At 73.4% G+C, this 14,932-nt stretch carries 14 protein-coding genes; 6 read left to right on the top strand and 8 right to left on the bottom strand.

Features of this window, described 5'->3' with window-relative positions; translation table 11 throughout:
* Positions 1–217 precede the first annotated feature (217 nt).
* Together rpsT and HD595_RS04735 are read right to left on the bottom strand one after the other, a co-directional pair.
* Positions 218–487, bottom strand: a complete 270-nt coding sequence (gene rpsT / locus HD595_RS04740; RefSeq protein WP_175594977.1) for a 30S ribosomal protein S20 — start codon at positions 485–487, stop codon at positions 218–220.
* A gap of 108 nt (positions 488–595) precedes the next feature.
* Positions 596–1,618, bottom strand: coding sequence for a glycoside hydrolase family 18 protein (locus tag HD595_RS04735; protein WP_253765950.1), 1,023 nt, complete (start codon positions 1,616–1,618; stop codon positions 596–598).
* Between the two features lie 55 nt (positions 1,619–1,673).
* On the opposite strand from HD595_RS04735, the gene lepA reads away from it, so the two are divergent.
* Entirely contained in the window at positions 1,674–3,503 is a 1,830-nt protein-coding gene (gene lepA / locus HD595_RS04730; RefSeq protein ID WP_253765948.1) for a translation elongation factor 4, read from the top strand.
* A 191-nt stretch (positions 3,504–3,694) separates the two neighbouring features.
* On the opposite strand, the gene HD595_RS04725 is transcribed toward lepA, so the two are convergent.
* Entirely contained in the window at positions 3,695–5,632 is a 1,938-nt protein-coding gene (locus HD595_RS04725) for a DUF6297 family protein (RefSeq protein WP_253765946.1), read from the bottom strand.
* A gap of 254 nt (positions 5,633–5,886) precedes the next feature.
* Positions 5,887–6,513: a heme ABC exporter ATP-binding protein CcmA gene (ccmA, locus tag HD595_RS04720; RefSeq protein WP_253765944.1), complete on the bottom strand. Its 627-nt coding sequence runs from the start codon at positions 6,511–6,513 to the stop codon at positions 5,887–5,889.
* 124 nt (positions 6,514–6,637) lie between these two features.
* On the opposite strand from ccmA, the gene HD595_RS04715 reads away from it, so the two are divergent.
* Positions 6,638–6,964 (top strand): hypothetical protein, encoded by a 327-nt coding sequence (locus HD595_RS04715; protein WP_253765942.1) that lies wholly within the window; start codon positions 6,638–6,640, stop codon positions 6,962–6,964.
* Positions 6,965–7,572: 608 nt separating this feature from the next.
* Here the strand turns inward: HD595_RS04715 and HD595_RS04710 are convergent.
* On the bottom strand, positions 7,573–8,223 hold the full coding sequence (locus HD595_RS04710; RefSeq protein ID WP_253765940.1) for a TetR/AcrR family transcriptional regulator: 651 nt from the start codon (positions 8,221–8,223) through the stop codon (positions 7,573–7,575).
* 22 nt (positions 8,224–8,245) lie between these two features.
* Between HD595_RS04710 and HD595_RS04705 the strand changes: the two genes are divergently transcribed.
* The 4 genes from HD595_RS04705 (at position 8,246) to hemW (ending at position 12,301) form a co-directional block, all read left to right on the top strand.
* Positions 8,246–9,619 (top strand): MFS transporter, encoded by a 1,374-nt coding sequence (locus HD595_RS04705; protein WP_253765938.1) that lies wholly within the window; start codon positions 8,246–8,248, stop codon positions 9,617–9,619.
* 140 nt (positions 9,620–9,759) lie between these two features.
* Complete coding sequence (locus tag HD595_RS04700) at positions 9,760–10,308, top strand: hemerythrin domain-containing protein (protein WP_253765937.1); 549 nt, start codon at positions 9,760–9,762, stop codon at positions 10,306–10,308.
* Between the two features lie 105 nt (positions 10,309–10,413).
* Positions 10,414–11,016, top strand: a complete 603-nt coding sequence (locus HD595_RS04695) for an MOSC domain-containing protein (protein WP_308211100.1) — start codon at positions 10,414–10,416, stop codon at positions 11,014–11,016.
* A 64-nt stretch (positions 11,017–11,080) separates the two neighbouring features.
* On the top strand, positions 11,081–12,301 hold the full coding sequence (hemW, locus tag HD595_RS04690; RefSeq protein WP_253765932.1) for a radical SAM family heme chaperone HemW: 1,221 nt from the start codon (positions 11,081–11,083) through the stop codon (positions 12,299–12,301).
* Here hemW and HD595_RS04685 read toward each other — a convergent pair.
* The 3 genes from HD595_RS04685 to HD595_RS04675 are packed head-to-tail and all read right to left on the bottom strand — an operon-like array spanning position 12,294 to position 14,575.
* Positions 12,294–13,064, bottom strand: a complete 771-nt coding sequence (locus HD595_RS04685; protein WP_253765930.1) for a DUF4870 domain-containing protein — start codon at positions 13,062–13,064, stop codon at positions 12,294–12,296. The two genes, hemW and HD595_RS04685, sit on opposite strands and share 8 nt — an antisense overlap.
* Positions 13,061–13,867, bottom strand: a complete 807-nt coding sequence (locus HD595_RS04680) for a DUF3097 domain-containing protein (RefSeq protein WP_253765928.1) — start codon at positions 13,865–13,867, stop codon at positions 13,061–13,063. The genes HD595_RS04685 and HD595_RS04680 overlap by 4 nt, the downstream gene beginning before the upstream one ends.
* 18 nt (positions 13,868–13,885) lie before the next feature.
* Entirely contained in the window at positions 13,886–14,575 is a 690-nt protein-coding gene (locus HD595_RS04675) for a hypothetical protein (RefSeq protein WP_253765926.1), read from the bottom strand.
* Positions 14,576–14,932: the final 357 nt, after the last annotated feature.

Raw genomic sequence — 14,932 nt, 5'->3', positions numbered from 1 at the left:
CCCCCTTCCGCCGGTTTCTCAGAGAACTCTGGGGAACGGCGGTGGACAGGGCAAGGGATCTTGTCAACGGTGACGGACCCGATACGGCCCGGCGATACCGATGTGATATCGAAACTGTGACACAGCGCGGCTGGACATCGTGGTCACGGGGCGCTATCGGGCGCGCAAACACAAACGCCGCACCTCACGAGGAAGTGCGGCGCTCGGAAGAACCGTCCTACTTGGCGGCCAGGGCGGCGGCCTGCTTGGCGATCGCCGACTTGCGGTTGGCGGCCTGGTTCTTGTGGATGACGCCCTTGCTGACGGCCTTGTCGAGCTGGCGGGCGGCGTCGCGCTGCAGCGCCGCGGCCTGCTCGACGTCGCCCTGCTCGGCCGCCTCACGGAACTTGCGAACGGCCGTCTTCAGGGACGACTTGACCGCCTTGTTGCGCAGGCGAGCCTTCTCGTTCTGCTTGTTGCGCTTGATCTGGGACTTGATGTTCGCCACGAAGAAGCCTCGGTGAAAGTCTGGGTGATGGATGGGGCGCGCGGGCTCGAGAGAGGGCGCGCCACACGCAGTTGAACAGATTACCAATAACCCAGGTGGCTGCTCAAATCAACGACCTGGGTGGGCTCCGTCGATGAGCCACTCCGAAGCGTACTCCCTCCAGTCCTGCTCCGTGGCCGCGAAGTCCACGTACATTGCGAGGCCGAACCGCTCGCGCCGGCCGTGCTCCGACCCGTGCTCCGACAGGGCCAGCCGGGCGGCGCGGGCCGCGTCGGCCACGCTCTCCGCGTCGTCGCTCCAGGAGACGCCGTGGTCGTGGTAGGCGGGGGCGCCGACGAGCAGCAGCCGGTCCTCCGGGACCAGGTCGAGGGCCAGTTCCGCCTGGCGCGCGACGTACCCGCCGTAGAGCGGCCGCATCGGCATGCCCGTGTCGTACGTCATGACCGCCACCTGGTCGACGCGCTCGGCCACCCGCCGGAAGTAGTCCTGCGACCAGTACTTGTCGTGGGAGAGGGCGAGCCGGGCCGCCGGGCGCATGAGCGGGTACGGCTCGATCTGCGGGGTCGAGGTGGACAGCAGCCTGGTCAGGGGGCGGGTGCGCGCCAGCAGGTCGAGGAACTCCTCGTCGCCGCTGCCGATGGGCTCGAAGTTGTAGTGGACGCCGTCGAAGCCGGCCGCGACCACCGCGCGGACACCGTCCAGGACGTTGGCCCGGGAGCGGGCGTCGTCCAGGTCGAGGACGCCGTCCACCTTCTGGCCGAGCCAGGCGGAGACGCGGACGCCGGGGAGCGCCGCATGCACCCACTTCACGAAATTTCGGGCGGCGGGGTACTTGGCGGGATCAAGGCGGCCATCGGCCTCGAACGGCCCCGAATGGACGTACAGGTCCCTGATGCCCGTGCCCCGCAGCCGCTCCGCCAGTTCCGCCACGTCCGCCCGGGTGCGGCGGCCGTCCACCCACATGTGGCCGAGCCAGAGGGCGTCGTTGTCCGTGCTCTTCGCCCAGCCTGCCGGGTCGCCGGTAAACTGGACGCGGAACGCGGCGGCCAGGAGGCCGACCAGCGCGACCACGACGACCAAGGCAAGCGCGAGCAGGCGCAGGCCGCGGCGGATGACGGTTCGGGGGATCACCCGGGCATGTCACCATGAAAGACGCTTGACCTCAACCCTGTCGAAACGGACTTCGGTGCGCACTCAGCCTGGCCAGACCGACCCCGCGTTGATCCGCAACTTCTGCATCATCGCGCACATCGACCATGGCAAGTCGACCCTTGCCGACCGGATGCTGCAGATCACCGGCGTGGTCGACGACCGTTCCATGCGCGCCCAGTATCTCGACCGGATGGACATCGAACGCGAACGCGGCATCACGATCAAGTCCCAGGCCGTGCGGCTGCCGTGGGACGGCCACGTGCTCAACATGATCGACACGCCGGGCCACGTCGACTTCACCTACGAGGTCTCGCGCTCGCTCCAGGCGTGCGAGGGCGCGATCCTGCTGGTCGACGCCGCGCAGGGCATCGAGGCGCAGACCCTGGCCAACCTCTACCTGGCCATGAACGCCGACCTGCACATCATCCCGGTGCTCAACAAGATCGACCTGCCCGCCGCGCAGCCCGAGAAGTTCGCCGAGGAGCTCGCCGGCCTCATCGGCTGCGAGCCGTCCGACGTGCTGCGCGTGTCCGGCAAGACCGGCGAGGGCGTGCGCGAGCTGCTCGACCACGTGGTCGCCTCCGTGCCCGCGCCGGTCGGCAAGGCCGACGCCGCGGCCCGCGCGCTGATCTTCGACTCGGTGTACGACACCTACCGCGGCGTCGTCACGTACGTCCGGGTGATCGACGGCCATCTGAGCAAGCGCGAGCGCATCCTCATGATGTCCACCAGCGCCACCCACGAGACGCTGGAGATCGGCGTCATCTCGCCCGAGCCCAAGCCGTCCGAGCTCGGCCTCGGCGTCGGCGAGGTGGGCTACCTCATCACCGGCGTGAAGGACGTCCGCCAGTCGCGCGTCGGTGACACCGTCACCTCCGCCGCCAAGCCCGCCGGCGAGATGCTGGCCGGCTACGAGCACCCCAAGCCCATGGTGTTCTCCGGCCTCTACCCGATCGACGGCGACGAGTACCCCGAGCTGCGCGAGGCCCTCGACAAGCTCCAGCTCAACGACGCCGCGCTCGTCTACGAGCCGGAGACCTCGGCCGCGCTCGGCTTCGGCTTCCGCGTCGGCTTCCTCGGCCTGCTGCACATGGAGATCGTGCGCGAGCGGCTGGAGCGCGAGTTCGGCCTGTCGCTGATCTCGACCGCGCCCAACGTCGTCTACCGCGTGATCATGGAGGACGGCTCCGAGCACACGGTCACCAACCCGTCGGAGTTCCCGTCCGGCGGCAAGATCGCGCAGGTCTTCGAGCCGGTCACCAAGTCCACGATCCTGGCCCCGGCCGAGTTCATCGGCGCGATCATGGAGATCTGCCAGGGGCGGCGCGGCCAGCTCAAGGGCATGGACTACCTGTCGGAGGACCGCGTCGAGATCCGCTACGAGCTGCCGCTCGGCGAGATCATCTTCGACTTCTTCGACCAGCTCAAGTCCCGCACCCGCGGCTACGCCTCGCTCGACTACGAGCCGGCCGGCGAGGCCGAGGCCGACCTGGTCAAGGTCGACATCCTGCTGCAGGGCGAGGCGGTCGACGCCTTCAGCGCGATCGTGCACAAGGACAAGGCGTACGGCTACGGGGTCGACATGGCCAAGAAGCTGCGCGAGCTGATCCCGAGGCAGCAGTTCGAGGTGCCCATCCAGGCGGCCATCGGCGCCCGCGTCATCGCCCGCGAGAACATCCGCGCCATCCGCAAGGACGTCCTCGCCAAGTGCTACGGCGGTGACATCTCCCGTAAGCGCAAGCTGCTGGAGAAGCAGAAGGAAGGCAAGAAGCGCATGAAGATGGTCGGCCGGGTGGAGGTGCCGCAGGAGGCGTTCGTCGCCGCCCTGTCCACCGACTCCAGCGCCGACAAGTCCAAGCGCTGAAAGCCCGAGCGCTGACGGCCCCCGCGGGCCGGTGGCGGCTCAGTGGGCGTTCCCGGGTCAGTGGCGGCTCAGCGGGCGTTCGCGGTCCGGTAGCGGCTCAGCGGGCGTTCGCGGGCCGGTAGCGGCTCAGCGGGCGTTCGCGGGCCGGTAGCGGCTCAGCGGCCGTTCGCGGGTTTGCGGGCTCGCACCAGCTAGGCCGCGAGCGCCGCCGCGCTCGCGACGGCCTGGAGGGCGAGCGGCCCGGCCAGGTCGTCCGGCGGCGCCAGGAGGGCGACGAGCGCCGGCAGGCAGCCCGCCAGGGCCACGTCGGCGCCGGTCAGCGCCCAGAGCAGCGGCCCCGTGGGGATGGCGCCGCCCGGGGTGTCGATGACCGGCATGGAGTGGTCGACCGGACGCCGCCGCGCCATCCGCAGTGCCCCCGCCGCCACGGCCGGGGCGATCGCCGGTCCGAACGCCCACCACGCCCCGGACGGCAGCGCGCCCACCAGGGTCAGGCCGGTGAGGGCGGCGGCCGTCCAGGCGGCGGCGAGCAGCGCGGGCAGCACCGCGCGGGCGGCCAGCGTCGGTCTGAGGCCGACGGCGGTGAGCCGGCTCAGGGCGGGGTTGTCGGCGTCGCGCCGCGCGCCCGTCGCGACGGCCGCGGCCACGGCCATGGCGCCGGCCAGCACGGCACCGGCGGTCACGGCCACGGCGGTCAGGGACGGTGCCGCCACGGCCGCGACAGGCGCGCTCCCGGCTAATCCGATCATGTCCGGCGTCACGCCAAGCACCGACATATCTGGTGTCATCCCCAGCGCCGACATATCTGGCGTTGCACCAAGCGCCGACATATCGGGGGTCACGCCCGGCCCGGTCACCGTGATGCCCGTAGCGATGCTGGTGGCCGTGGTGCCCGGCGCCGTGATGCCCAGGGCCCGGGCCAGGACGGCGGGGAGCGCGGCGGAGGCCGCCATCGCGGCCAGGCGGCCCGGACGGCGGGCCAGGCGGCGCCAGTCGTGCCAGGCCAGCGCCGCCGGCGCCGGGAGCGACGGCCACCTTCTCGACCGGAGCCTGCCGGCCCGCCAGTGGTTGTCCTCGGCGATCCAGGTCAGCACGCCGGGGTCCAGGAGCACGGCCGCGCGGGTGACGTGCGCCGTCCGGGTGGAGGCGGCCAGCACGGCACGGGCCGGCATGCGTCCGATGGCCGTCCATGCCTGCCGTACGAGGAGAGCGGCCGAGGCGGCGACGACCGCGACAGCCGCCGGAGGAGCGGCGGCCACGGCGCCCACGGCCCCCAGAACCGCATGGTGAACCGCCGGGACGACCCCCGCGACGGTCCCGGAGGCCGCCTCGCTGCCCGACACCAGCCCGCCACCCCCGGACGTCAGCGCACCGCCGGACGTCAGCGCACCCCCGGACGTCAGCGCACCGCCGGACGTCAGCGCACCGCCGGACGTCAGCGCACCCCCGGACGTCAGCGCACCGCCGGACGTCAGCCCGCTCTGGGACAGGAACCCGGTCTCCGTGGCCAGGCCGGTGCCGGTCAGGGCCGGGCGGGCCGTCTCGGCGGCGACTTCCGCCGCGCTCAGGACCACGGCCAGCGTCACCAGCCCTGTCAGCGCGATCCCCAGCCAGCCGTCCCAGAGCCTCGACGCCTGCTCCAGCACCGCCAGCGCCATGGCGCCGGCCGTCGCGGACACGCCCAGCACCAGCGCAGCGACCAGCCGCCAGAGGAGCCCGTCGGGAGCGCCCATCGCCGCGAGCAGCCCCAGCCCGAGCAGCGCGCCCGCCACCACGGCGGTCACCGCGAGCAGGCGGGTCGTCCGGCCCAGGACCCCGCGCCGCGCCAGCGGCGACAGCAGCAGCCAGGACGCGTCGGAGGCGGGCAGCGCGACGGGCCCCGCGGCCCGGGCCGCGGCGACGAACCCGGCGAAGGCCAGCACCACCAGCGCCAGCCCCGCGCTCATGCGCGCCGGTGTCACCTGCCCGGCCATGCTCGCGATCAGGGACGACACCGGCTGCCCGGCGATCACGGCGATCAGGGCCAGGCCGAACCCGGTGACGTACCGGTCCAGGGCGCCGGCTGGGCCCCGCCGCCGCCGCAGGAACTGCCGCACGGAGGCGGGGGTGGGGGAGGGGGGAGGGTTCACGCGGTCGTCCTTCGAGAGGGAGGGTGGGGGCTTTCAGACGGGGGAGCGGGGGGACCGGGGGAGTCCAGCCGTCCTCCCCCGGGAGAGGGGCGGAGAGAGCCCAGCCGTCGTCATGCGAAAGGGGTGCGGGGAGAGCCTGCCGTCGTCCTTCGATGAGAGGGGAGCGGGGAGAGCCCGGTCATCGTCCTCCTGAAGGGGGCGCGGAGGCGTTCACGCGGTCGTCCTTCGGGCGGGGGAGTGGGAGGGCGGGGGCGTCATGGCGTCGCCTGGCCGGCGGGGGAGACCTGGCGCGCGCAGTCCGCCAGGGCGGGGTCGTGGGTGGCCATGACCACCGTGCCGCCCTCGGCCGCGTACGCGGCGACCAGCTCCGCGAGCCGTACGCGGAAGGAGGTGTCCAGGCCGCGTTCGGGCTCGTCGAGGAGGAGCAGCCGGCTGGGCCTGAGGAAGGCGGCGGCGAGGGAGAGGCGCTGACGCTGCCCCGTGGAGAGGTTCTGCGGCGGCGCGTCGGCGCGCCCGGTCAGCTCGAAGAGGCCGAGCGCGGTCTCCGCGGTCATCCGGGGCTTGCCGTGGACGGCCTCGACCAGCTCCAGGTGCTCGCGGCTGGTCAGGCCCGGGTACCAGGCGGGCTCGTCGGTCAGCAGCGCCACGTCCCGCCAGAACGCGGCGTCGTCGGAGGGCGCGACCCCGAACACGGTGACCCGTCCGCGTTCGACCGGCTGCAACCCGGCCAGGCAGCGGAGCAGGGTGGACTTGCCCGAGCCGTTCGGGCCCACGACGGCGACGATCTCGCCGGGGGAGGTGCTCAGCGAGAACCCCTGGAGCACGGGCTCGCCGCCGAGGGCGACGTGGAGGTCGTCGGCGACGACGGACTTCTCGTACACCGTTCGAGCCTATTGCGGCCGATCTTGCCGCGCGCGTGCCGGGGCGGGGTTCTGGAAGGCGGATTCTGTCGGTGGCGCAGGCTAGCTTTGGTGTTCCCGAACACCTGTGCGACTGGAGAGTGTCATGCTTGCTGCTGAGAAGTTCGAGCGCGCGGCCGTGCTGGGGGTCGCCATGGCCGAGGAGATGCGCCGGCTGCTGCGGCTGCACCTGGTGCCCGCCGACCGGGCCAAGGACGGCGCCATCGTGATCGACGTGCCGTACCCGGACGCGGCGGTGGTCATGGCCGTGCTCGACGTGGCGGCCGACTGCTTCGGCGAGCGGGGCGAGACCGTGGAGGAGACGCGGCAGGCCGCGCTGGAGAAGCTGTTACAGCTCGCGGGCTTCGACGCCGAGTCCCAGCTCAACTTCGCGGCCCCGGCGGCCCGCGACCGCGACGGCACCCGGGGGTGAGGCCCAGCCCGCCACGGGAGGCGGGCGTCGAGCTCTCCTCGACCGGGGGTCCTGCCGGTCTGCCCGTGCCGCGTCCGCCGGCTAGCCCTCCGCGGCCTTGGCCCGCCGTGCGCTCGCCCCGCGCCGCGCTCGACTCCAGCGAGCCGCCGAGACTTTCGACCGGCCTCGGACGTGAGAAGCCCGGTCAGCTCTCGATCGGCCCGGTGAGGAGCGAGGCAAGCAGGCGGCCTCAGGGTGGGGCCCACTGGTGGACCCAGCCCTGTCGCGCATCCGGCCGAGCCCATCGGGGCGGCGGCAGGCCCGGTGGCGGATGTGGCGCATCCGGCCGGGAGCTGAGGCGCGGTCTCCAGAGGAGAGCCGCTCGCGACGGGGGCTGGGGTGGAGGCGGTCAGGGCGATGAGCTGAGGCCGGGTGGCGTGGCGGAACGGCCGAGTCGGGGTGAGGAGCGGGCGGGCCGGGGCTCGGAACGTCCGGGGGCGGGGTAAGGGGGCGGGCCTCGAACTGCGGGATGGGGTTCGACATGGCTGGGGGTGGAGGTAAGGGGCGGGCACGGGTTCGACACGGCCGGGGCGGGGGTGAGGGGGCGGGCCGGGGTCTGGCATGGCCGGTCATGGGTGGGGGAGCAGGCCGCGGACCAGGGCTCGGACCCCCTTGTCGTACGTGTCGCGGGACGTCAGCTCCTCCCAGCGCGCGCCGAGCGCGGCCAGGCGGGGGAGCCGGGTCGCGTCGAGGTCCTCGAACACCCGGCCCCGATGCGTGGGCCGGTCGTCCTCGCGGCGGCGCGCGGCGGCCGACCGCGCGGTGATCTCGCCGGCCGTGTAGTGCCAGATGATGCGGTACGCGTCCACGGCCTCCTCCGGCGTCAGCCCGGCCTGGACGGCGGCGTCGATGATCTCCTCCGGGTACCACAGGGCGCGGGCCGACATCAGGTCGTCGGCCCTGAGCACCTCCACGATCCACGGCACCCCCGTCAGCGCGTCACGCATGGCCACGGCGGCGGCCACCACCCGCTCGCCCGGGCCCGCCCCGGCCGGCGGCTCCGGCCTCGCCACTCCGGCGGCGTAGTCGTCGAGCAGCAGCAGGAGCAGCTCGTCCTTGTCGCGTACGTGGTGGTAGAGCGCCATCGGCGTGGTGCCGACCTCGCGGGCCAGCCGGCGCATGGTCAGGGCCTGTGTGCCCTCCTCGTCGATCACGCGGTGGGCCGCGGTGAGGATGTCCGTCTTCGAGATCTTGGGGGGCCGCCCCGTGCGCACCGGCATCCTGCCATGTTACTTTCTATACATGTACAAAAAGTCTCCGTGGGTGGCCGTGTGCGTCCTCGCCTTCGGCGTGGCCGTCGGCACCCTGCAGATGACGGCCGTGGTGCCGATGCTGCCCGCGCTGCAACGCGAGCTCCAGACGTCGCTGACCTCCGCCTCCTGGACCGTGACCGCCTCGCTGCTGTCCGGGGCGATCTCCATCCCGCTCCTGTCGCGCCTGGGCGACCTGTACGGGCGGCGGCGCGTCGCCATGGTGTCCCTCGGTCTGCTGGTCGCCGGATCGGTCGTGGCCGCGCTGGCGACCACGCTCGCCGGGGTCGTCGCCGGCCGCGTGCTCCAGGGGCTGGCCGCGCCGCTGCTGCCCCTCGCCATGGGGATCGCCCGGCAGGAGGTGCCGCGCGACCGGCTGCCCACGGCGATCGGCGTGCTGAGCGCCATGATGGGCGTCGGCAGCGGAGGCGGCATGATCCTGGCCGGGCTGGTCGGGGGCGGCTACCAGGCGCTGTTCTGGATCCTTGCGGGGCTCGCCGCCGTCGGAACGGGGCTCGTCGCCGTGTTCGTGAGCGAGCCCGCCCGTCCCGCGCCGGGGGCGCGCCCCGACTTCGCCGGCGCGGCGCTGATGGCCGCCTGGCTGGTCTGCCTGCTGCTGGCCGTCAGCAAGGGAACGGTCTGGGGCTGGACGTCGGCGGCGACCCTCGGGCTGCTGGCGGGCGGCGTCGTGCTGTGCGCGGCCTGGGTGCTGTCGGCCCGGCGCGCCGCGGCGCCGCTCATCGAGCTCCCGATGCTCCTGCACCGGGGGACCGTCGGGGCGACCGTGGCCTCGCTGCTGCTCGGGTTCGCGCTGTTCGGCGTCATCACCACGCTGTCGTCGGTGGCCCAGGCCCGGCTCGGCGCCTCGGTGCTCCAGGTGGGCCTGTACCTGCTGCCGACGGCGCTGCTGATGCTGGCGGTCTCGCTGCTCGCGGGCCGGTTGATGCGCCGCTTCAGCGCCTCGTCGCTGGTCGCCGCGGGGTCGTCGGTGGTGGCCGTCGCGGCGCTCTGGCTGAGCCTCTCGCACGGGTCGCCGGCTGCCCTGTACGGGGCGGCGACCGTTCTCGGGCTCGGCATCGGCCTCGGGTACGCGGCGCTCGGCACGATGGCCGTCGAGCACGTCCAACCGGCCAAGACGGCCGCGGCGGGAGGCGTGAACGCGCTGGTGCGGGTGGTGGGCAGCAGCCTGGCCGGTGCTGTGACGGCGGCCGTGCTGTCCGGCGCGGGGGCGGGGTGGAGCTTCGCGGTCTCGGCGATCGCGGCCCTGGTCTCGGCGGTGTTCGCCTTCGCGCAGGGAGCACTCGCCCGTACGCCGTCCCACGTGGCGGTGGAGGCCGTGCAGACGGCGGCGAGGGAGGCGGTGTGAGCGGTGGCGAGGGAGGCGGTGTGAGCGGTGGCGAGGGAGACGGTGTGAGCGGTGGCGAGGGAGACGGTGTGAGCGGTGGCGAGGGAGACGGTGTGAGCGGTGGCGAGGGAGACGGTGTGAGCGGTGGCAAGGGAGTCGGCGTGACAAGTGGCGAGGGAGACGGCGTGGCCGACGGCAAGGGACGCGACGTGAGTGGAGGTGACGAGGGGGTGGTCCACGAGCGTGCGATCGCCTGGGGCGACGAGCTGGTGAAGCTGCATGACACCTTCCGCCGCGACCTCGCGGCGCTGCGGAGCGGCTCGATGCGGGCGCCCGCGCTGCGGGAGCACTGCCTGACGTTCTGCGAGGCGCTGCACGCCCATCACAGCGGCGAGGACGACGTGCTCTTCCCGCACCTGGACGGCCTGCACCCCGAGCTCGCCGCCGTCCTCGACCGTCTCCGGGACGAGCACCAGGTGGTGGCCCGGCTGCTGGCCCGCATCCGGGCCCTGGTCGGCGCCGGCGAATCACCGGAAGGCGGCGCGGACGCCACGGCTGAGGCCGACGCGGACGTCGCGTCCGGGCCGGGGACGGATGTCGCGGAGGAGCTGGAGCGGCTCGCCCGTGAGCTGGAGGCGCACCTCGACTACGAGGAGGAACAGCTCGTCCCCCTGCTCAACGCGATGACCGACATGCCGGAGGACCTCTGACCCCGCCTGGGACAGTACAAAACGGCGGAAAAGGGATCGCCGTCGTCAGATCGCTCGGTTAGCGTCAGCGCCATGCGGGTCATCTCGGTAAATGTTGGGAAAGTTGTGGATGCGGCCTGGGCGGGCAAGACCGGGCGCACGGCGATCGACAAGTCCCCGGTGCTGCACCGGGTCGAGGCGCGCCCCGAAGGGCTCGCCGGGGACGGGCGGGGCGACCTGGTCAACCACGGCGGCGAGGGCCACGCCGTCTACGCGTACGCCCGCGAGGACTACGACTGGTGGGAGGGCGAGCTGGGGCGCGAGCTCCGTGACGGCCGGTTCGGCGAGAACCTGACGACCGAGGGACTCGACGTCAACGGCGCCATGCTCGGGGAGCGGTGGCGCGTCGGGTCGGTCGTGCTGGAGATCAGCGGCCCCCGGGTGCCGTGTGTCGTGTTCCGCAACTGGATGGACGAGCCGGGATGGGTGCGCCGGTTCACGAACGCCGGACGGCCGGGCGCGTACCTGAAGGTGGTGGAGGCCGGCGACCTCGGCGTCGGCGACGGGGTGCGCGTCCTGCACCGGCCCCGGGACGGGGTGACGGTCGCCGAGGCGTTCCGGGCGTTCCACGGCGACAAGGAGCTGATGCGGCGCGTGCTCGCCGTCCCCGAGCGCGCCGCGTTCTGGGACGACGTGGCCACCCGCGTGCTGGGCGGCTCCCTGACCTGAGCCCGAGCCTGGTCCGGCACCGGCAGCGGTCAGGGCAGTCGCCGGAGGCGGGCAGACTGGAGGCGTGCCATCCACCCTGCCCGACGGCGAAGCCGCGCCCGCCTCGGGCGAACTGCCCGAGAGCGCGCTGCGCGGCCTCGGCGAGCGCCCGTTCGGCTTCTACGTCCACGTGCCGTTCTGCGTGACGCGCTGCGGCTACTGCGACTTCAACACCTACACCGCCGCCGAGCTGGGCCCCGGCGCCTCGCAGCGCGACTACGCCGACACGGTCCTGCAGGAGGTGCGGCTGGCGCGACGCGTGCTCGGCGACGCCGACCTGCCGGTCCAGACCGTGTTCTTCGGCGGCGGCACGCCCACGCTGCTCCCTCCGGCCGACCTCACCCGGATCCTCGCGGCCATCGACGCGGAGTTCGGACTCGCGCCGGGGGCGGAGGTCACCACCGAGGCCAACCCCGAGTCGGTCGACCCCGCGTACCTGGAGAGCCTGCGCGAGGGCGGCTTCACCCGGGTCAGCTTCGGCATGCAGAGCGCCCGCGAGCACGTGCTCAAGGTCCTCGACCGCCACCACACCCCCGGCCGGGCCGCGCAGGCCGTGCAGGAGGCGCGCAAGGCCGGGTTCGAGCACGTCAACCTCGACCTCATCTACAGCACCCCCGGCGAGTCCGACGACGACTGGCGGGCCTCGCTCGCGGCCGCCGTCGAGGCCGAACCCGACCACGTCTCCGCGTACTCCCTCATCGTCGAGGACGGCACCCGCCTGGCGGCCCGCATCCGGCGCGGCGAACTGCCCATGCCCGACGACGACGTGGCCGCCGACCGCTACCAGATCGCCGACGCGATGCTCGCCGAGGCCGGGTTCCACTGGTACGAGGTGTCGAACTGGGCCACGTCCGAGGCGGCCCGCTGCCGGCACAACCTGCTCTACTGGACCGGCGGCGACTGGTGGGCCGCCGGCCCCGGCGCCCACAGCCACGTGGGCGGCACCCGCTGGTGGAACGTCAAGCACCCGGCCGCCTACGCCCAGCGCCTGGCCGCCGGCACCTCGCCCGCGCACGCGCGCGAGGTGCTCCCCGACGAGGACCGCGAGACCGAACGCCTCATGCTGGAGCTCCGGCTGGTGTCCGGCTACCCGCTCGCCGACGTCGCGCCGCGCGCCCGGACGGCCGTCGCCGCCGCGCTCGCGGACGGTCTGCTGCGACCCGAGGCGTTCAAGGCCGGTCTCATGGTGCTCACCCTGAAGGGGCGGCTGCTCGCGGACGCGCTGGTGCGCGACATGGTCAGCTGATCAGGCGGACGGACAGCGGGTAACGGTAGTTCTCGCCCCGGTTGGTGGCCAGGGCCGCCTGGATGTGGAAGATCAGCGACACGATCCACACGATCGGGAACAGCAGCAGCCCGATCACGAAGATCGATAGGATTCCGGCCACCACGTAGCCGATGAACATCGTGATCTGGAAGTTCAGGGCCTCGGCCGCCTGGTCCCGGACGTAGGGGGCCTCGTCCTTCTTCATCAGGTAGATGATCAGCGGGCCGATCCACGAGACCAGCAGCCCCAGCAGGTGGGAGAGCATCGCCATCGTGGTGTCGTCCGTGCCGGGACGGGGGCCGTACACGCCGGGGCGGTGCGGCGGGCGCTGGTACGGGTTCGAGTAGCCGGGGCCGGGCTGCTGGTATCCCGGGTTGCCGGGGTAGCCGGGGGCGCTCGGCTGCTGATAGCCGTAGCCGGGCTGCTGGTAACCGGATTGTTGGTAGCCGGGCTGCTGGTACCCGGGGGGCTGGTATCCGGGGGGTGGGGGCGGTTGCTGGCCGTAACCGTAGCTCTGGCCGCCGGACTGGGGCCCCGCGCCGTAGCTCTGACCGCCGGACTGCGGCCCGGTACCGTAGCCGGCTTCCGGGATATACGGCGGCGGCCCCGGCTGAGAGCCCGACCCGTACGCCGGACCGGCCTGCGGGTCATGGCCGTGGCCCGCCCCGGGCTCCGGGTCCGGGCGGGGGACGCGCCGGGTGGCGTCGTCGTCGGGCTGGTGGTGCGGCGGGTCCTGACTCATCGTGCCTCCGTGACAAAGTCGATCAGTTCTTCCACCCGGCCGAGCAACTCGGGCTCCAGGTCCGCGAACGAGGAGACGGACCCGAGGATGCGCCGCCACGCCTCGGCCGGCTCCACGCGCCAGCCCAGGGCGGCGATCACGCCCTCCTTCCACGGCACCCCGCGCGGCACCTCCGGCCAGGCGGGGATGCGCAGCACGGACGGCTTGACCGCCTGCCAGACGTCCACGAACGGATGCCCCACCACGAGCACGTCCGGCGAGGTCACCTGGGCGGCGATGCGGCTCTCCTTGGAGCCGGGCACCAGGTGGTCGACCAGCACGCCCAGCCGGCGTCCAGGACCGGGACCGAACTCGGCGACGATCGCGGGCAGGTCGTCCACGCCCTCCAGGTACTCGACCACGACGCCTTCCACGCGCAGGTCGTGGCCCCAGATCTTCTCGACGAGGGCGGCGTCGTGGACCCCCTCGACGTAGATGCGGCTCTCCTTGGCGACCTTGGCGCGCAGCCCCTCCACCGCGATCGACCCGGACGCGCTGCGCCTCGGCCCGCTCGGTGCCGCGGCCGGCCGCACCAGCGTCACGACCTTGCCCTCCAGCAGGAACGCGGCGGGCGCCAGCGGGAACAGCCGCCGCTTGCCGAAGCGGTCCTCCAGCGTGACCGCCTCCTTGTCGCAGGCCACGACCGCGCCGCAGAAGCCGCTCTCGGCGTCCTCCACGACGAGGTCGGGTTCGGCGGGCACCTTCGGGATCGTGCCCTTGCCCGGCCGCCGCCAGTTTCCCGCGAGAACATCACCGTCGTACACACCGGGGACCGTAGCAAATCACCCGCCCGTGGCGAGGCGCTTGCGGTGGGAGCTGCGCCGCACGAGGACGACGACCGTCACGACGAGCGCCAGCAGGATCCCGGCGCCGGGCAGCAGCACCAGGGCCGCCACCCCGCCCGCGAGCCCGCCGGCGTCCACGGACGGGCCCACCGCGAAGCGCGCCCCCACGGACTGCACGGTGGCGCACTGGAGCACGTAGCCGCCCTTCCTGGACACGTTGAGGGCCAGGATGGCCTGCCAGCGGGTCGAGCCCTGGGTGACCGTCATGGTGCCGGGCATCCTGGCCAGCAGGCCCTTGCCGTCGCCGCCGGTGACCGAGCAGGTGTACTGGACGGGGGTGGCGCTGGCCAGGTACACGACCGGGGCCTCGGCGGGGTCCACGGTCACGGAGGCGGTCTCGCCCGCCGCGAACGTCCTCGTCGGCAGCGCGCCGTTCACCGTGGTCGTCACGCCGCTCACGAACAGCGCCACCCCGGCCACCACGCACACCAGCGCGACCCCCCAGGCGGCCCACATCCACCACAGCGGCGGACGCAGCAGCTTGGGACTCACCCACGGCGTGGACAGCGGGCCACCGCCGTACGGCCCGGACGCCCCGCCGTACGGCCCGGACGCCCCGAACGGCTGCCCGGCGTACGCGGCCTGCCCGCCCGACCCGCCGTACGGACCCTGGGGCCCCGAGTCCACGTACGGACCCTGCGGCCCCGACGGCGGCCCGTAGTACGGCCCCTGACCACCGGACGGCGGACCGTAAGGGCCCTGCGGACCCGACGCCGGCCCCGGCGGGCCGTACGGCCCCTGCCCGCCCGACGGCGGCCCGTAAGGACCCTGCGGGGGAGGGCCCTGCGGGAAGGGGGCCTGCGCGCCCGTCGAAGGTCCCGGTCCGTACGGCGGCGGCGGGTAGGCTCGCTGCTCACCCGACGGCCCGCCGTGGGACGCAGGCGGGTACGGAGCGCCCTGCGGCCCCGTCTGGTAAGGCTGCCGCCCGTACGGTGGCGGGCCGTGCGGAGGTGGAGCGGGCTGACCGGGGTACGGGCCGGATCC

Source organism: Nonomuraea roseoviolacea subsp. carminata (genome assembly GCF_024172185.1).
GTDB classification, from domain to species: Bacteria; Actinomycetota; Actinomycetes; order Streptosporangiales; family Streptosporangiaceae; genus Nonomuraea; species Nonomuraea roseoviolacea.
Note: the sequence above shows the minus strand (reverse complement) of the source record. Positions and strands in the feature narration are given on the sequence as shown.

Coding starts and splice junctions, on each gene's coding strand:
- HD595_RS04715 (WP_253765942.1), top strand. CDS start 6,638: ATGCTTGCTGCTGAGAAGTTCGAGCGCGCGGCCGTGCTGGGGGTCGCC.
- HD595_RS04710 (WP_253765940.1), bottom strand. CDS start 8,223: ATGCCGGTGCGCACGGGGCGGCCCCCCAAGATCTCGAAGACGGACATC.
- HD595_RS04705 (WP_253765938.1), top strand. CDS start 8,246: ATGTACAAAAAGTCTCCGTGGGTGGCCGTGTGCGTCCTCGCCTTCGGC.
- HD595_RS04685 (WP_253765930.1), bottom strand. CDS start 13,064: ATGAGTCAGGACCCGCCGCACCACCAGCCCGACGACGACGCCACCCGG.